We start from the raw sequence: 17,230 nt of genomic DNA, 5'->3' as shown, positions 1-17,230 counted from the left end.
CCCGGTAAGTTTCAACTCCATGGCTTTCGATAGTCACAAATTTGATGCGGCGCTCGACCTTCCTTGGATCCTGAAATGATGGAAAGAAAGTAGAATTACCGTAACGTGAACAGGCAGCAACAAGACGTTCCCATGCTGCAACGCGTTTTATTTCCTCTGGAAAGCGCGAAAATATTTCTGCTAACTCACTTTTGCGGGCATGGATACATGGCATACACCCCACCCTACTACAACCTTGCTGATATAACGGATTAGGTTTAATCCCTTTACTCTTAGCAAAAGCAAAAACCTCATCATGAGTCCATTTAAGAATCGGACGATAAATAGATAAGCCGGGCGTATTATCAACATCAATTTCTTTACTGGCTAATAATGCGCGTTGCGGAGACTCTTGCGCCCTAACACCTTGCCAACTAATGACCTCATCATATTCACGTAATAGGGGTAGTATGACTTGATCTCTAATAGGTATGTGCTTTAGGTCAAAGGTACAGAAACGTGCTTTTGTTGAAGGAAAACGACCTTTTAGCATGCACAAGTCTAAGAATGGGATCCCTATGGGTTTCAGTATAGATAGAGCCTCCTTTATCCGTTCTTCCGCTTGTTGCTCAGTCATGCCGCACTCAGAAATTAATGTGCGGGGCCAATGAGTAGCAATAAACTGCCGCTTTCCTTCTATTCGTGCTGAAAAGTCAGCTTTTACACGGCGTACTGGGCCAAGTTGTTGCTCAGGATAATTAATGTACTCGTATGTTTGTGGGTGTTCATGCCCAGTGTCAGCAAAAACAACTAGATTATTTGTTCCTGCGTCGATGGCGAGGAGCCATTGCGCTAATGAATCTTTCCCACCAGAAGTGTTGATTACATTAACTACCGATTGGCCATAACAAAATGAATCAATCATGGCCAACCTCATTTGTAAACTGAGCCAATATCTCGGCATCCAAGACCGCTATAACCTCATTAACCCGCTTACCATCCCCGCCCTTCTGAGTAATGGAGCGCGGCGCATTGACGGTATGGAAATCAAAATATTTATAAATCTCGCGAGTTTCTGGCGTGTCACTATTAGATAAAACAACCTTAGCGCCACGGCTCACGGCCCGAACAAGAGCAGCGTTTAAACGCTTGTGCTGTTCAATGCCAAATGGTGAAGAATGGTAGCCAACAAAATTGGCGGTCTTGGATTTTGGTAGGTACGGCGGATCGCAATAAATATCATCGCCGGGCCCAGCTTCGTTAATCACTTCCTCAAAATCATAGTTACTAACAATGACATTGCGCTGGAGCTTGTCCGCAAACATGCGCAATTCAGACTCAGGGAAATAGACTGTTTTATTTTTTCCATAAGGGACATTAAATTTACCGGATGAGTTATAACGGCATATTCCGCCGTAACCATGGCGATTTAAGTAGACAAACAACAATGCCTTTTGCCATAACTCATAACTTAATTTAGCGGGGTCCATAAATGCAGTGGCTAAAGAATTAAAATGATCACGGGCCTGACGGTATACATTTTCGCTATTTCCCGCGATAAAGTCGGCGGCAAGATCAACAATAAAATAATCAGGCCTAGAACATAGGTTGTCATAAACATTAATCAAATCGCTATTAATATCATTTAAAAAATACTCACGATAATCAGTATTAATAAAAACATTTCCAGCGCCAACAAATGGCTCAATTAAACGCTTGCCACCTGACAAGTATTTTTTAATTTCTTCAACAATGGCACCTTTACCACCAGCCCATTTTATAAATGAACGATTAGCCATGGTTTGAGATCTCCGGTTCGATTAAAACAGCCTGATACTTAAGCTCCAAATCTTTAAACTTCACTAAAATTTCATTTTTCAATTCAGAGTGACATGTTTCACATAATTCGCCGATACGTATAAATGCAATTTCACCACCGGGGGTATCATTTGCATTTATAAAAATCTTGTCCATACGATCACGAGTCGATTTATTACAGTAATCGCATGTGTAAGTAATAGTTTTCATAATTACCCCTAGTCGTAATTTTTACTTAAAGGTGAATTTAAATACTCATGCTCTAAATAAAAATCAAAGTAAGCAATAAAGCCGCAAATCAATGCGGCGATAATTAATAAGATGGTTAATGTCATTCTTCCCACTCAACCATAACGCAAGCTACACGTGATGGGCTGCTGGACTGATCCGCATTCTCTCTGGATGGATAAAGCATAGAGAAGCAGTAAGGATTATTAGGATATATATTTATATAACCTTCCCGCTTAATTGTGGTCATAAATAAATCTTCCTCGTTTATATGCCCATGGACACAAGAGCCATTAACAGAAAATGATTGGGGAGACACTCCCCCATCATGATCTGTAATTAATGCAACAATAGGATATTTACCCCCTGCACACTCAATATTAGAATCAAAGCAAATAATACGAACCTCACACCCATCGCGAGTAATCACAGGCGCTCCAGCTTTAGCAGCCTCTAAATCAAATGGTTTTAATTTCTTACTAATCATTTTCTAACACCTCATGTTTGATTTTTTCAGATTCAGAATTCAATAAGTCCGCTACCTGTGCAGCGGTCATATTTTCATTACGGATATGAGCCGCTAATAACTCAAACTTAACAGTCATTAACGTTGCAATATTCTTACGCTCATCGATACGGGTATTTTTTAATAACACTTGTAACTGATCAGCATTGACCTTGTTATTGTGCTCATGCATTGATTTAATATTTTCAAACATACAAACCTCAAATTAAGATAAAACAAATCCCTGACGATTTACGCCATACAAAAACCAGACTAATTAATTAGTGATTCAGAATTTTATTTAATAGCTCCGCTTTATTATTTAACTCAGTGACGACATTATTAATTTTACCGTCGTTTTGACTAATTACTTTCGGATTAATACCCAACCTGACCCAATCAGCCACCGGAATAAAATCTGATTCAGGGCAGCCGTCGAACGTTGCTTTTAGAATAAATAAACGTTTTAAGCCCCGGTAAATTGCGCGCATATCTTCGCGCGTAAATTCACGCCATAAACGTTTAGTGGCTGACTTTGGCAGGCGGGCAGCAAAGATCAGCATATCGCGCTGATAGGGTTTTAACTTATCCCACAACGCACCGGCGCGGCTGTGGTTGCCGGTAACTTGCTGACGTAATATCGAAAGCCATACATCAGCAGATCGGCCGCTGGGAGTTGAAACAGCAATTTTATTCATGACGGACACCATTCATAAACAAAAAGCCCAAACCGCAATGACGTGCTTTTTTAATAAAGCGAATCTTTAAGCTATTAGTAAAAACAATTGGCTCAGGGGTAAAGGTGATAAGGGATGGACGCGGGGCTACAGTGCGGCCGTTCGGCAGAGTTAACCAACCCTCTGAACTTTTACCGTGTGTAATGGTTGTAGCAGGGCTACTAATCCCGGATTGGTCACGAGCAAGTAGTTTGGCTAATGACGTAAGTTGCATCGTTGATAACCTCAAGATAAACCCGGCATCATGCCGATCGAACTAACCATATCGATAGCGGCGGCAATGCTGGGCGTGGAGTGGAAGCGCGACTCTAAAGAGATCGCAATCATTGACGAACACGCGATAACGTAGCTCACGCGCTCTAAAATCTTATTCTTTCGGCTCTGGGTAATACGCTGGCCGTTCTTTATGCCGGACACTTCACCGGCAATAACGCCGATAGACGAGACAGCATTCAATGTTAGGATTTCCAGATCTTCTGGTACTACAGAATAAGGTACAGACGGAAGGCAACCGGCTTGCATTAATAGGCCGTCAATCAATGACCGGTCACCAGTAACAACCGTTAGCCGTACTACTTCAACAGCGGTTAAATGGTGTGGCTGATCTGGGTTCAACTTGTTGCGGAGTACCTGCGCCCGAATGCTAACCAGTGGCGCGAGTTCTTCTGCGTTATGTGCGCCATGAAAGCGGCGACAAGCTGAATCAAAATGTTTGTTAATCAATGAATCAAACATATTCAACCCCCCTAGAAGCAGACAATATTATTAGGCGTTAACATTAACGTCATAGCCCTTGAGAGCTTCAACAGTCATGGCGGCTACGTTGATTTCAACAAGTGAACGCGTTTTACCCTTAGGGGTTGGCTTTGTTGGAATACGGTTTTGCTTAATCATGTCGCGGGCGGTCTGTTCTTTCATTCCGGACATCTCAAGCCACTTTTCTAAAGTGACATAAGGCGAAGTGATACTAATTGCGATAACTGGACGCATAAGGCATTATTCCCTGTTATGTTCCGTTAATTGGTGGTTAACGGCTTTTATTCATGTTTCGTTAATTTTCAGGCTAGATACTATGATCACGAATCGTTAGTGTCAAGACTGTTAATCATGTTTTATGGTGATTATATGTTTAAACATGGTGGTCAGGCAGCTATAGACCGGATGGTTCAGGCTTATGGATTTAAAACAAAAGTATCGTTATGTGAGCAACTTGGTATTTCAACCAGCGTATTAGCGAATAGATACAGCCGGGACACCTTCCCGGCGGATTATGTTATTCAATGTGCATTAGAGACCGGGGCTTCACTCCGCTGGCTATCAACTGGTGATGGCGTAATGTTTGAGGATGGTAGAAGAGATGTAATCTCACTTGAAAAATTTACGTTATTAGATGGCAAACTAGCCGCAAGTAACTTCCTGATGTTTGATAAATCTTTCTTGCCTGATGGATTACAAAAACCACAAGTTATTGTCGATGGGGAAACAACATACATCGTTGATCGTCAATTTCCTGAAATATCAGACGGAAGGTACTTAGTCGATATAGAGGGAAAGATTGGTATACATGATATTGAGCGAATACCAGTTAGAAAAATACGAGTTAGTGGTGGTGGTTTAAAATTACCTTTTGAATGCTCTGTAGACGATATATCTATTCAAGGAAAAATAAAAATGAAAATAACAAGGATCTAATATGAACCCAGAAGAACCATCATTATTTTTAACGATATTATCTTCAAGTTATTTATCTAATGCACTGGGAATTTTAGGAGCTTCTTTAACTATTTGGACATTAAGACAAGTTAGTTATTTGCGCAAAGGCTTTATGAAAAAGGCAAGGTTACCTAGTCTGCACAACGAACTTTTGGCCTATATTGAATCCGCTGAAAGACTAACAAACCCCACTGACATGGCAAGCGAATCATTTTATAAATCAATAATTTGCTTAAAAGCCAATTTAACCAATATAAGTGAAAAAGTAGACGGCGATTTAAAAAAAACCATTGATAAATGGATAGATAAAGCAAATAGCATCAGATCTAAAACTATTGATGAATCAATAGAATTAGTTTCTGATCTACAGGAAATACAAATATCAGTGTCGTACCACATGAAAGATGAAAATTGGAATAACTTATGAATATTAAATTAATAGTTAATAACTTACTAAAACTTACCATGTATAAACATATAACATGGATAAGAAAAAACCCGCCTTCTTTTTTATCAAGCTCACCTGAAAATGCAATTATTTTTTACTATGAGACAGTATATAAGAGTAAAACCTTTGCTATATATGAACAACAAGAACACATTTTCAGTCAAGACATCGGGGAGTTTTTCATTGGCACTAAATTTCACTTAGCTACAATAGGGTACAATGAATTAACAGAAAGCCCTTCAGATGCTTATATTTTTGATACGGATGATGTTTCACTTTATCCATTATATCAAAACGTAAAACGAGAAGTATTAGATGTTAATAGTTTATTTTCACCTGATTTCTGGAGTAAAGATTGACTATATATGGTGGCTATCAAAAAATAAGTAATGAAGATACAAAATGACTGTAAGAAAGCAATCAAACAATAAGTGGCTATGTGAATGTTACCCCCATGGCGCAAATGGTCGGAGACTCCGCAAACAGTTCCCGACCAAAAGCGAAGCGATGGCCTACGAAAGCCACATAATGGAACAGATTGATGATAAGCCGTGGCTAGGGGAGAAAGAAGATAAAAGAACCCTGTCCGATATCGTCGAACTTTGGTACAACGCACACGGCCGCACCTTATCCGATGGTCTGATAAGGCAGGGATCATTACTCCATATATGTAAAGTTCTCGGTAATCCACCGGCTACATCATTCACTGCTCGCGATTTTTCAAAATATCGGGAACTTAGATTACAGGGAAAACACGCGAGAACGTCTCGGGTAACCATGGTAGCCCCTAGAACATTGAACCTAGAACTATCATATTTGAAGGCTATGTTTAATGAATTACGGCGGCTAGGTGAATGGGGCCATGACAACCCGGTAAAAGATGTTAGAGAGTTCCGAACGAATGAACAGGAGATGGCTTTTTTAACCCATGACCAGATTCAAGTGCTTTTAAGTGAGTGCGTGAAAAGCCAATCTAAAGACCTACTATCAGTAGTGAAAATTGCTTTAGCTACTGGGGCGAGGTGGGGGGAAGCGGAACAGCTAACAGGTGCTAACCTAACAGAGTTTAGAGTGACCTTTATTAAAACCAAAGGGAAGCGAAATAGATCAATACCAATTTCCCAAGAGCTATACAAAAGCATACCCAAGAAAAGCGGACGGCTTTTTATAAGGTGCTATGACGCATTTAGATCCGCATTAAAAAGAACGGGTATAGAATTACCAGCCGGGCAACTATCACATGTACTCCGGCACACCTTCGCCAGCCATTTCATGATGGGCGGTGGAAATATCTTAGTTCTTCAGCGCGTTTTAGGTCACCGGGACATCACAATGACAATGCGTTATGCACATTTTGCGCCCGACCATTTAGAAGATGTGGTAAAACTAAACCCTTTAGAAAATGGCGATAAAATGGCGATAGCTGCCATCAATAACCATTCATAAACCCCCTTCAATCATGGTTTAAGTTATTGTAATTTCTATAACTTATTGATTTCTATATTGCTTGCACCCTTCTCATAATCGCTTGGTCCCCCGTTCAAACCGGGGAGGGGCCACCAGACAAAAAAAGGAGTTAGATGATTTCTCATCTGACTCCTTTTTCTTTGGATGCAGTCCGGGTCAGCAATTTGAAGATGTTATTGAAACATATCAGAGAGATGACAACTGAAGAATGTGCACTACATCTGCGGATGCCCATTGCCACCACCATCAGAGCTCATTTAAGTGTCCTCTACAGCAAGACATACCGTCGCAATCAGTCTGAACCATGCCTCTTAATCAAAGCCGTTCAGGGTTAAATCATCCTCTCATTCTTATGTATGAGGGGATGATTTAATTCAGATGCTATACTCATATTTAATCAATAGATGTAACTTCACAGCATTAAAACAATCGAAATAGAAAAGTAATTTCATATAAAAACCAATGGGTTATTTGTGCTTAATATCTATACATTGCACTTTCATCCAATGTGGGGGTCAATATGTTCTCTTTTCGTGTTTTTTTGATTGTAATCTCCTTTATTTCAATCACTGCTTGCACAACTCAGAAGGCATTACAGGAGACGGGAAAGGAGATTGATAATGGTAATTATGGAGTTGCTACCTGGTACACTCTAACATTACCTATTGTTATGATTTATGACGTTGTTACGCTTGGTGGAACTTCAGATGTTAACACCGGGCTCAGCGACTTATCCTCTGCGGCATCAGCGATATCCCCTAATTCAGATGCTGCGAATACACTGTCCTCAATGGCTACTGTTGATGCTTCCAGCAATACTGAAGTTATGCAGGCAGTAAGCACCGCCATGGTTAGCAAATCACAGAGTAGTAATTCCGTTGCTTCTGGTAGCAATGCGAATTGTGATAATTCCACTCCTGATGGGTTTGCCCGCTGCTGTAAAACATTGAAAGGAACTATGTTGCCTCCCAGTCAAGATTCAGATGGAACTATGGGCTACGGGTGTAAATTAGAAGGCGGGAGTCGAAGAGGATGCACGTACAGAGGTGGAGCTTTGATTCAGTGCGCAGTTGCTGATTAAGTTGAATCAGGATTATAAAGATATATCAGCGTTTCAGGGTTATTGAATTTGGTCGTTCAACTGCAAATTTGGCTTTGTCTTAAAGAGCAAATTTCAAACAAGAAAAAAGCGATCGGTACGCTGAGAATGACCCAAATTGTTATATAATTCCCGCCACCAGCAATTGCTTGTAATGGACATTAAACAGGAGTCTGACAAATGGAAGATCAAATTCTGAAAGTGATGAAAGAAGCCGGTAAACCGATTTCTGCGGGAGAAGTAGAAAAACTTTCCGGATTAGACCGTAAAGGGATCTATAAAGCGTTTAAGGTAATGAAAGAGAAAGGAACGATTGTTTCTCCGGTGCGCTGCAAGTGGGAACCGGCGCAGAAGTAAGTTGGGATAAGCCTACAATTATTAATAATAAATATGTTTATTGAGCCCGCTTTTTAAGTGGGCTTCTTCTTTTCTATTTTTATCTACTCTAAATTTCTTCAAAATAATTGTATTCGATAACAATAACTACCTATAGATTGAATATCCTCTGAGCAAATTGTATTCTAATAATTATATTCTACTATTTATCAAAGGAATGAATATGAAAAAACCTGAAGATACACGGTATGGAGAAATCGCTATTAATGCATTGAATTTAATCCATAAAAATAAATATACTCCAGAAAAAGCTTGGGATAATGCTGTTAAAGGATATGAGAAGGGCTGTCCAAAATCAGCATTTCTGGGGCTTTGTAACCAAGGCTATATTTTGAATGTTGTTAATAATAAAAAAGAAGAAATAACAGATAATGGGCGGTATGCGATTACGGCTGCTGATATTATTTTCTTATATCCCAATACAACTTATACAGCCTCCAAGCTCTGGAAAGCTGTAGGAGAAAAAACTGCACGTCCTGAAACTCATAATGGCCAGATGCATGTAGTTTTAGCGTTAAAAGAACGTGATTACCTTCAAAAGAATTAATGCTGTAATTTATATTTTCACTTCATATAATAAAATGACAATACAATGATAATTAACAACATCAAATATCAATTTACCCGTGGAAGTGATATACAACGCGACGGTATGTATCTTGAGGTCAACATTGCCAATAGCAATCCGTTAATTCAAGTCGCTGAAGTTTTTTATTCCGATATAACTTCAGAATTTACCTTCAACTGTTGGGAAAGCAATATACCTTTAGAAGTTATTGAAACGCTAATCAGCCAATCTAAACTATTACTTCCACCATTAAATAAACCAATTGAGTAAACACTAAAATAGCTATCTCTAATAATGAATGAGACTTAGGATAACCATAAATGAAATCAGCGGATTATATAGAAACACATCCACATACTTCTCAAGTCTTAGAAAAAACAGCGAGCAGTGCACCTGCCCCTAGGATGCCAGAAGAATGCTTAATCATAGCCATACTAAATTCAAAACTGTCTAACTTTATGAAAAATCAGCCTATAGATACTGAATTTACTGAAATAATGCTTATACACGGCGATCAAATTAAAAGAATTAGCAGGCAGATAATTGTCTTCTTACCAGACACAAAAAAGGATAACCCAAAGGTTATCCCTAATTTATTAATCAAAGATGAAAGTTATATCCACAATAGGCATCAGCCCCTACCCACAACTCTCCCTTAAAATCCGCAAAATCGTCTCCGCCCCACTCCGGTTAGGGTTGATACGAATCATCCGTTTCTCCAGCGAAGCATCGGACTGACGGAAAGTACCGGATACTCGATAGAACAGCGGCGGGATCTCAAATCGGGATTCAGCACCTACCGGATACGGTAATGCTCCCAGAGTCTGGGCTTTTGCCAGTACCTGTGCAGCTATCGGCTCATGAAACTCAACCAACAGAACTTTAGACTGAGCGTTGGCAATAAAAGCCTGCTTAACGGACTTCACTTCTCCCTGATTCAGACGGGAAACTACTTCATCATTCACCATTGCCTGTACTGCATGAGTCACTGGAGCAAACACCATACCCCGTAGCACCTCCATCGCCTGAAAGCCCTGAATCTGACTGCCGCCGGAATACATGCTGCCACGAACCGGCTCGATTTTTGCTTTATCACCGGTAATTACGCCTACGCCTGGAGGGCCAAGCAGCTTGAAACAGGAAAACGTCGATAATGTAGCTCCCAACTCACAACCAATATGCTCAACCTTCATTACCGCATAGTTATCATCAATTAAGCTGGGAAGTTGATAGCTATTAACCAGTGCAATCACTTCGCCTAAATCGTAGCCGTCGTCCATTTTCTGGCGCGTATGCTGTATCAGGCAGGCAACCGGCTGATGGGCTTCAATCGCCGCTTTAATCGCATCAGGATGATTAAAATCTGCTTTAATAATCCTGATTCCCATCTGATCGATAGAAACCTGCGTGGTCGGGTAAACCGGGGCATCATGCACCAGCAGTGTATCCCCCGGTTTAGTCAGAACAGCAAGACCGGCGCGCAGAGCCCCGGTCCCCGCCCCGCTAACCAATGCTGCTGCTTCTGCATTAAAAAAATCAGCGATAACCTGCTCTACCCGATGCGTAATCAGCGGCTGATTCAGACCCGGTACCAGCCCCAGATCGCCCTGCGTCAAAAAGTCACTGCCGGGGAAATGACGACAGATAATATCCACCAGTCGAAACTGATGTTGCTGTGCCTGAAGCATCGTCATACTTTGCAAAGGGTAGGTTTTCATCGTTTTTACCTTAACTATTTACAGGTCAGCCTTAGCCTAATCCCATGATATAAAAAATATTCGCCAGAATTCCTACCGCAATGGTAGCAATCGGACCAATCGCCATTTCAACCAGAGGACGTTTTGAGGTCTTATTCAACAGATAGATGCCCGCCACAATCATAAAGCCCATGCCCGGTAAAATAGCGTTTGATGCAATCATTCCACCCACCAGCAATGATATCTCCAGCATCCGGGTGATAGCCGTACGGATATGGTCGCCACAGGCTTTAACACCAGGATATTTATCCAGCCAGATAGCAATCTTCGCCAGCAGCATGATTTCCATCAGCATAATCACGCAGCCGGCAATAAAGGCGATCCACGGATTATTGGTTGCCAGACCTGCCACGAAAACAAACTTCATGCCATCCGGGCTGTATACCCCAGTAGCGATAGCGGTAGTTCCCACCAACGGTACAAAACTGATAGCACGTGCCAGTGCAACCAGCAGAGCACCATTTTGCTCACCCTGAGCCATCAATTGTAGTGATACCGGACCTTCAGCTAGCAAACTAAACGACATGGTTGCCGCAACGGCAGTTAAACCACCGCTAAGCACCAGTAACCATTTGTTTTTCTGGATACGTGCAATACGAGAGGAAAACAGACCGACCAACATCTCATTGGCCCCTTTTTGATCCCCTGTGGTTTCTGGTGGACGCTGCTTCATGGCAAAATAGAACATGGCAATCATCGCAATCAGCAGTGCACTACCGTTTGGATCCAGCTTAACTGGTTTCTCAATAAAGCCGCCAAAGCTTAATGTACCGATAGACTGAGTCGCCAGATAGCCAATTATGGTGGCAACTAATACCCAAATACCTTTGCGATAACCATATTGATACCCCACCACCACGGCCGGGAATAGAGAGAAGCAGACCACAATTGGGTCGCCAACTTTACTCAGATTAGTCATAAAGTTAACTGGCAACATGGCAAACAGTTCCACCACCGATTTCAGACCGGTTAATAGTGCAACTGCATAAAACGCTCCAATGACACCGGACAGTACAAAACCCTTTTTACTATTTGAGCACCAGACCCCTATAACATCAGTACCCAACAGCAGGCTATGTACCAGAATGATTGGAGCCGTCAGTGAAAAAGGAATACCAAAACCGATTATCAGGCCAAAGCTTAAGGCAAAGCTGGTAGCCGCCAGCGCCTTACGACTCATACGCCCTTCCAAATGTTCCGGAATCAACGGTCGTAACCCATCGTGGAAAACCGCAATTCCCCGGTTTGCCATCATCGCAGAAATCGCACCGATAGCCGCCAAAAGCCCGGCCTTAACGGGATCGACTTCAATAAGCCGCATCAAAAATTCCTGTACCATAATGATGTCCTTGATTAGGAGAAGATAGCCGTAATGATGACAGGAACCACCACGTCAATATCTTGTCCGGTAAAACCGAAGGCGCTTTTACCGCCTTTTACATGAGCGATGATTTCTTCATCAGACAAAATTTTTCCTGGCATACCAACGGTGACACAGCGATCCATACCCGCAATCGCGATAGCCATGGCTAATGCGCCACCACCACCGGTATTACAGGCACCAAGGTAGTAATCTACCGCACCGCTTTTAAGTGCCATTGCCGCTTCAATATCGTTCATTACCACGACAGATGTGGCTTTATCGCCCGCTAATGTACGAATACTTTCTGCAATTTTTTCTTTTTCGATCTGTCCACCGACTACAAATTTCATGGTCTTATCCTTATGTTCTATTTTTGGCGGTAATTAAAAAAAGCAGCCGGGTTATCACGCAACATCAGGTCTATTTCCCGCTGGGTAAAATCTGCTTTTTGCAACATGGGTACAAAAGTTGTTAACAGGTAATCAAAACCGATACCACCGTTGCCTTTCAGATGTGAACGGCGGGTGATATCCATTGAAAGCATGACGCGATCGAGCATGCCTCGCGCTTTGATGGACTGAAGCATCTCAATGCGCTTATTGTCCGGGTAGTAGTCATTCTTGCCAATCGTGTCGAACTGCACCCAGGCTCCGTCATCAAGCAGAGGCAGGATGGTGTCCAGATTGTCTTTTAGATCACAGTGACCAATCACAATATGCTGAGGATCAACGCCAAACGTCTTCAACAGGGCTAATTGTTCAAGCCCCATGGTACTGAGAGTGGTATGGGTGGAAACAGGCCGTCCGGTAGCGTGATGAGCTAAAGCGGCAGCTTCAAAAACTTTACGTTCATCATCCGTGATCTGACCAAGGCTGGAGCCAATTTCAGCAATCACGCCCGCTTTAAGCGAAGTGCCATCGGTACCCTGCTCGATTTCATCAATCATTTCCCGTGCAATAGCTTCAACATTCATGGCATGCAGCGATGGTGGATAAAACTTCTGTTGGTAGTATCCAGTTGAAGCAACCACATTTATTTTGCTTTCAGCCATAATATCCAGCACAAATTGGGCATTGCGCCCCATATAACGATTGGTCACTTCAACGATGTTGCGCACACCAAGAGCGTGCAGTTGTTTCATTTCGTCAACCAGCAGTTGAAACTGATCGAGGCGACAATCGATATTGTTTTTCGCTCCGGAAAGATCGATATGCAGATGTTCATGAGCGTAGGTATAGCCGGAAGCATCAATATAGTTTTCTGTGTTCATTGGTTACTCCTGAGCCTTAAGCAACGGCAGAAACGATGTCCCGTTTTGCGGCGCTGGCGCATGGAAAAAATCACATACCGTTGCCCCAACATCAGACAAGGTAGCCCGATGGCCAATCTGAACACCGGTCACTCCCGGCCGATAAACCAGCAACGGTACTTTCTCCCGGGTATGCTTGCTGTGCCCAATAGTGGGATCGTTGCCGTGATCCGCCATAACTACCAGACAGTCTTCCGGTGTCATGACTTCCAATATGTTGGCAAGATTGTTATCCACCACCATCAGGCGATCCGCGTAGCGTTCCACATTCTGAGCGTGCCCTGACAGGTCCGTTTCCTGAATGTTGGTACAGATAAACCGATCGCCTGGCTGCTTCATGGCATCAAGAGTGATATCCATAATGGTTTGTGAATCAACCAGATTGATGTGATTTACACCGTGGGGATTGTCTACAATATCGGCGACTTTACCGATCAGCGTGGTAGGGATCTGACAGCTATGCAGCTTTTCCGGTACCTGTACCTGACTGTCCACACCATAACCCATATGAACAACCTGAAAACCTTTGTCGTAGGCTCCTGATTTCGGCGCATTAATACCGATATAAATACCGAGTTTCTCTTCTGCAGCATCAAGGATCTGCTGACTTGATGCCATCAGTCCACCAAAGGCAATAACCCGATCAACACTGACGCAATCACGAACAATACTTCCGATCTTTTTTACCTGCTCAAAAGAGATTTCAGACAAATTGGCAGTAATATTAAATACCTGACCAAGATCGGCTTCCAAATTATCCCCAATGGCAACGTGTTGATTAACCAATAAATACTGTAGCGTGCCACCAATGCGCTCTACCTGATAATTAGCCATCCGCAGCGCCAGCTCTACAATATCTACGACTTCAGAAAAAGGGATTCTTAGCGGAGTTTTAGGTTTGGTACCAAGGATCTCCTGATGCCCCATAAAAGTATCACCACCTTCATGTTGCAAATCGGCAGTACCAAAATTAGCCTCTGCATTCGGCTGCATCACATTGGCGCTAAACCCAAGCGCATTGATAATTCCCAACTTCTCTAACACTGGCAAACGTAGATCAGGTTTGGCCTGCAAGATATGCGCACAGGTATTAGCACCGATATCCTGCGGGCGCACCTGTGGCACATCATCCATGGTGCCCATGCCAAAACTATCAATTACCAACACCAAAAACTTAGCCATAGAAAGCCCCCTGTTTAAGCATCCCCTGACTGGTATAAATGCCATCCAGCACAGGGCGTCCGGTTTGAATCCCAGAAACTAAAGCAACGTCGCTGCGGGTAACAAAAATCTGAGTGCGGAAACACATGACAACACCACTACCCACCGGATAGCTGCCCTCCAGAGGGATGTGATAATCGATGCTCGAATCATCCAGAGGCAGTACCGAGGCTGTTTGAAACGTTGAAGAAGTGGAAGATGAAGAGAAAACCAGTCCATTACTAACATGACCACGGCGGTAATAGCCGCCGCCAAAACAATAGCTGAGGCCAGAAAACTGATGGGACACTTCCGTTATATACACCATGGCAATTCTTTCAGGTTCAGTACCGGAATGATTAGCAGGAATAGTGCCCGTCAGCGCGTGTCCGGGTTCGGTATGAGTAATTCCATACTCTGCCAGCAGCGGTAAAGTACTACAGCTTGAAGCCGAAGGAGCATTAAGCTGCTGAATTCCAACGCCCATATCGGTGAGCCGGTTATAAGTAGCCAGCAGCGTTTGCAGATTTGGTGTCGGTAATGTGCTCTGTTGCTTATCGTCCCATAACAAACAGGGGAAGTGAGTAAGTCCAGTAAGTTTAATACCCGGCATCATCTGAATTTGATGAACAATACTTTCAAGATCATCCAGCATAAATCCCGCTTCCTGACCGGGATAAAGCCGATCGCTATCAGCAATCATTTTGATCATCACTGGCTGAACCATACCGATAGACTGCGCCACTTTGCTAATCTGCCGCGCTTTTTCAAGGGAAAAAACCGTCATCACGTCAGGATGCAACCGGAGCATTTTTTCCACCAGTCCATCAGGGATCTGTACCAGATGCCCGACATGGCAGAGAGGTATCTGATGTTCACTTAGAATTTCTGCTTCCCTGAAATCTACCGCTACCACACCCCGATAACCCAACTCAATTAAGCGCCGGGCAAGCGTAGGGTTGCGTCCAATCTGCTTGGTCATCAGATAGAGTTCAATACCATAATCATTCGCGGTTTTAAGCAGCTTACGACCATTTTCCAGCACCTGATCCACATCGATAACATAGGTATCAGGCAGAATAGCGCCCTGACGCCATAACGTAACCGCGGCCTCAATCAGTTGGGGATTCTGCCTTTTAAGTGCATCAACAAACATACCTTTCCCTTAAATACAGGCTTAACAACTTAAATATTCAAATAAATGAATATTTAAGTTGAAAAAATTAACGACCGTTTGCAGCTAACATCAGGCTATAAAGATTAGCCAATAAGTAACCCTCTTCCGATGGATCGATAGTCAGAGGAAAATGTCGAAGTAGTGCCTGATGAATAACCACTAACGATGGATACTGCTCAGACTGCTGAACCTCTTCCAGAACTTCGTTATCAATCGGGGCAATACTTTCACCACGGCGGGAACGCATTAACGCGCTGGCCATATGGGTCAATGCCATGTTCCCCTGCGAATGACGTATCGAAATGTTCCACTGCTGTTCAAGCTCACTAATCACATTTAGCATTCCATCATGAATATCTTGATCAATCACGCCACCTTGTAAAAGAATAGCTAATCGCTGTTCCATATCACGTCTCTTTTTTATATCAATAAGTCGGCTCAATCTGCCCGGCGACTACCTGCTGCTGATGCAGCAATAGGGCATCACGATTAAGCATCGTATTTACCAACTGCTGGATCTGCTTATCATCTTTGCGCGTCAGAATCACTGCTTCAGATGCTTTATAGCAAGACTCGCTGCCTGACAAAGAGCTTGTTGCCAAACCAAGGGCTTCCAGAGTCTTTCCCTGCCCCACATTCCAGATAGCTGCATCAATGTAGCCGCTAACAATCTTGTTTAAACATTCGTGGTAAGAAACTTCCACAAACTCAATCTCTCTGCCGCCAACCCATTCTTCTGTCATTATTTTTTGGTCAGCAGACGTACTGTCAATGCCAATACGTCGAATATTTTTTTCCTGCCCCTGGCGGAAAATCAACTTATGTTGTTCAGCATAACTTTGTTGCCCCAGAGCCAGAGCAATATAAATATTGCCCTGTTTCAGATGCTGCTCTGCCGCCAGGCGGGAAGTAACGGCTAAATCGTATATGCCGTTTTCCAGGCACTCAACGCGGATATCGGCTCCCCGCATATGGGCAAAATAGAACGGCATATCGACAAACTGGGCTTTTAATCCACTGGCAAGCCCTTCATAAACCCGGGCGTAAGGCAACGGCATCGCACAAACCACATTATCGATATTGGCAAACTGCAACAGCTGCTTATGATCGATAGTATCGATAAAGCTTCCGTTGCGGCCACGGCGTACCACCTTCAGGGCACCAAAACTCTCCAGATCTTTTAGCGCTGATTGCATCAATCCAACAGATAACTCACACTCTCTGGCAAGTTCATCAATAGTCTTCAGACGGCTTCCTGATTGTAACGCCAGCAGATAACGAGCCAGAAAGGATTGAGCTATCCCTTCCTTTTTAATAAATGTCTTACTCATAATTCCCTTAACCCATTCCGCTACGCTATATCTTCATAAATTTGAAGATATCATGCAATGTAAGAAATAATAAAAAGAGATTACTATCACAATAGTATATAAATTGAATATTTATATTGATAAAAAATCATATTT

The 17,230-nt window shown here is 42.7% G+C and carries 25 protein-coding genes; 7 read left to right on the top strand and 18 right to left on the bottom strand.

What is annotated here, in order from left to right; genetic code table 11:
• The 9 genes from GOL65_RS21820 to GOL65_RS21780 form a co-directional block, all read right to left on the bottom strand.
• A partial coding sequence (locus GOL65_RS21820) for a phosphoadenosine phosphosulfate reductase domain-containing protein (protein WP_179038543.1) occupies positions 1 to 904 on the bottom strand: 904 nt, incomplete at its 3' end.
• Entirely contained in the window at positions 897 to 1,778 is an 882-nt protein-coding gene (locus GOL65_RS21815) for a Dam family site-specific DNA-(adenine-N6)-methyltransferase (protein WP_179038542.1), read from the bottom strand. The genes GOL65_RS21820 and GOL65_RS21815, both read right to left, overlap by 8 nt.
• Positions 1,771 to 2,007, bottom strand: coding sequence for a hypothetical protein (locus tag GOL65_RS21810; protein WP_179038541.1), 237 nt, complete (start codon positions 2,005 to 2,007; stop codon positions 1,771 to 1,773). Before GOL65_RS21810 ends, GOL65_RS21815 begins: the two co-directional genes overlap by 8 nt.
• A gap of 121 nt (positions 2,008 to 2,128) precedes the next feature.
• Positions 2,129 to 2,512, bottom strand: coding sequence for a hypothetical protein (locus GOL65_RS21805; RefSeq protein ID WP_179038540.1), 384 nt, complete (start codon positions 2,510 to 2,512; stop codon positions 2,129 to 2,131).
• Complete coding sequence (locus GOL65_RS21800; protein ID WP_179038539.1) at positions 2,505 to 2,744, bottom strand: DUF2732 family protein; 240 nt, start codon at positions 2,742 to 2,744, stop codon at positions 2,505 to 2,507. Before GOL65_RS21800 ends, GOL65_RS21805 begins: the two co-directional genes overlap by 8 nt.
• A gap of 67 nt (positions 2,745 to 2,811) precedes the next feature.
• Entirely contained in the window at positions 2,812 to 3,228 is a 417-nt protein-coding gene (locus GOL65_RS21795; RefSeq protein WP_179038538.1) for a hypothetical protein, read from the bottom strand.
• Entirely contained in the window at positions 3,221 to 3,481 is a 261-nt protein-coding gene (locus GOL65_RS21790; RefSeq protein WP_179038537.1) for a hypothetical protein, read from the bottom strand. Before GOL65_RS21790 ends, GOL65_RS21795 begins: the two co-directional genes overlap by 8 nt.
• Before the next feature lie 11 nt (positions 3,482 to 3,492).
• Complete coding sequence (locus tag GOL65_RS21785; protein ID WP_179038536.1) at positions 3,493 to 4,002, bottom strand: phage regulatory CII family protein; 510 nt, start codon at positions 4,000 to 4,002, stop codon at positions 3,493 to 3,495.
• 30 nt (positions 4,003 to 4,032) lie between these two features.
• Complete coding sequence (locus GOL65_RS21780; RefSeq protein WP_029094701.1) at positions 4,033 to 4,257, bottom strand: hypothetical protein; 225 nt, start codon at positions 4,255 to 4,257, stop codon at positions 4,033 to 4,035.
• 135 nt (positions 4,258 to 4,392) lie between these two features.
• Between GOL65_RS21780 and GOL65_RS21775 the strand changes: the two genes are divergently transcribed.
• Genes GOL65_RS21775 through GOL65_RS21760 form a run of 4 tightly spaced genes read left to right on the top strand, consistent with a single transcriptional unit; the run spans position 4,393 to position 6,874 of the window.
• Positions 4,393 to 4,959: a phage repressor protein CI gene (locus GOL65_RS21775; RefSeq protein ID WP_179038535.1), complete on the top strand. Its 567-nt coding sequence runs from the start codon at positions 4,393 to 4,395 to the stop codon at positions 4,957 to 4,959.
• A 1-nt stretch (position 4,960) separates the two neighbouring features.
• Positions 4,961 to 5,407, top strand: a complete 447-nt coding sequence (locus GOL65_RS21770; RefSeq protein ID WP_179038534.1) for a hypothetical protein — start codon at positions 4,961 to 4,963, stop codon at positions 5,405 to 5,407.
• The gene (locus GOL65_RS21765; RefSeq protein WP_179038533.1) at positions 5,404 to 5,787 is read left to right on the top strand and encodes a hypothetical protein; all 384 of its coding nucleotides are present in this window, start codon (positions 5,404 to 5,406) and stop codon (positions 5,785 to 5,787) included. The genes GOL65_RS21770 and GOL65_RS21765 overlap by 4 nt, the downstream gene beginning before the upstream one ends.
• Positions 5,788 to 5,830: 43 nt before the next feature.
• A complete protein-coding gene (locus tag GOL65_RS21760) occupies positions 5,831 to 6,874 on the top strand; it encodes a phage integrase (RefSeq protein ID WP_179038532.1) in 1,044 nt (347 codons plus the stop codon).
• 696 nt (positions 6,875 to 7,570) lie between these two features.
• On the opposite strand, the gene GOL65_RS21755 is transcribed toward GOL65_RS21760, so the two are convergent.
• Positions 7,571 to 7,810: a hypothetical protein gene (locus GOL65_RS21755; RefSeq protein ID WP_140920393.1), complete on the bottom strand. Its 240-nt coding sequence runs from the start codon at positions 7,808 to 7,810 to the stop codon at positions 7,571 to 7,573.
• A 364-nt stretch (positions 7,811 to 8,174) separates the two neighbouring features.
• Between GOL65_RS21755 and GOL65_RS21750 the strand changes: the two genes are divergently transcribed.
• From GOL65_RS21750 to GOL65_RS21740, 3 genes are all read left to right on the top strand, one after another.
• Positions 8,175 to 8,351 (top strand): transcriptional regulator, encoded by a 177-nt coding sequence (locus tag GOL65_RS21750; RefSeq protein WP_140920394.1) that lies wholly within the window; start codon positions 8,175 to 8,177, stop codon positions 8,349 to 8,351.
• Between the two features lie 202 nt (positions 8,352 to 8,553).
• On the top strand, positions 8,554 to 8,937 hold the full coding sequence (locus tag GOL65_RS21745) for a DUF6979 family protein (protein ID WP_179038531.1): 384 nt from the start codon (positions 8,554 to 8,556) through the stop codon (positions 8,935 to 8,937).
• Between the two features lie 341 nt (positions 8,938 to 9,278).
• Positions 9,279 to 9,617 carry a hypothetical protein gene (locus GOL65_RS21740; protein WP_140920397.1) on the top strand — a complete coding sequence of 113 codons (339 nt, stop codon included), beginning with the start codon at positions 9,279 to 9,281 and terminating at the stop codon, positions 9,615 to 9,617.
• Here the strand turns inward: GOL65_RS21740 and GOL65_RS21735 are convergent.
• The 8 genes from GOL65_RS21735 to yhfZ form a co-directional block, all read right to left on the bottom strand.
• The gene (locus GOL65_RS21735; protein WP_140920398.1) at positions 9,597 to 10,676 is read right to left on the bottom strand and encodes an aminotransferase class I/II-fold pyridoxal phosphate-dependent enzyme; all 1,080 of its coding nucleotides are present in this window, start codon (positions 10,674 to 10,676) and stop codon (positions 9,597 to 9,599) included. The genes GOL65_RS21740 and GOL65_RS21735 overlap by 21 nt on opposite strands.
• A 31-nt stretch (positions 10,677 to 10,707) precedes the next feature.
• Positions 10,708 to 12,054, bottom strand: coding sequence for a YhfT family protein (locus GOL65_RS21730; protein ID WP_179038530.1), 1,347 nt, complete (start codon positions 12,052 to 12,054; stop codon positions 10,708 to 10,710).
• Positions 12,055 to 12,068: 14 nt separating this feature from the next.
• On the bottom strand, positions 12,069 to 12,428 hold the full coding sequence (locus GOL65_RS21725; RefSeq protein ID WP_140920400.1) for a DUF2620 domain-containing protein: 360 nt from the start codon (positions 12,426 to 12,428) through the stop codon (positions 12,069 to 12,071).
• A 17-nt stretch (positions 12,429 to 12,445) separates the two neighbouring features.
• Complete coding sequence (locus GOL65_RS21720) at positions 12,446 to 13,348, bottom strand: phosphotriesterase-related protein (protein WP_140920401.1); 903 nt, start codon at positions 13,346 to 13,348, stop codon at positions 12,446 to 12,448.
• A gap of 3 nt (positions 13,349 to 13,351) precedes the next feature.
• Positions 13,352 to 14,569: a phosphopentomutase gene (locus GOL65_RS21715; protein ID WP_140920402.1), complete on the bottom strand. Its 1,218-nt coding sequence runs from the start codon at positions 14,567 to 14,569 to the stop codon at positions 13,352 to 13,354.
• Positions 14,562 to 15,743 (bottom strand): YhfX family PLP-dependent enzyme, encoded by a 1,182-nt coding sequence (locus GOL65_RS21710; RefSeq protein WP_140920403.1) that lies wholly within the window; start codon positions 15,741 to 15,743, stop codon positions 14,562 to 14,564. The genes GOL65_RS21715 and GOL65_RS21710 overlap by 8 nt, the downstream gene beginning before the upstream one ends.
• Before the next feature lie 67 nt (positions 15,744 to 15,810).
• Entirely contained in the window at positions 15,811 to 16,170 is a 360-nt protein-coding gene (locus GOL65_RS21705) for a PRD domain-containing protein (protein WP_140920404.1), read from the bottom strand.
• Positions 16,171 to 16,189: 19 nt separating this feature from the next.
• The gene (gene yhfZ / locus GOL65_RS21700) at positions 16,190 to 17,095 is read right to left on the bottom strand and encodes a GntR family transcriptional regulator YhfZ (RefSeq protein ID WP_140920405.1); all 906 of its coding nucleotides are present in this window, start codon (positions 17,093 to 17,095) and stop codon (positions 16,190 to 16,192) included.
• Positions 17,096 to 17,230: the final 135 nt, after the last annotated feature.

This window comes from Limnobaculum xujianqingii (genome assembly GCF_013394855.1).
Taxonomy (GTDB): domain Bacteria; phylum Pseudomonadota; class Gammaproteobacteria; order Enterobacterales; family Enterobacteriaceae; genus Limnobaculum; species Limnobaculum xujianqingii.
This window is presented reverse-complemented; position numbering and strand designations above follow the sequence as displayed.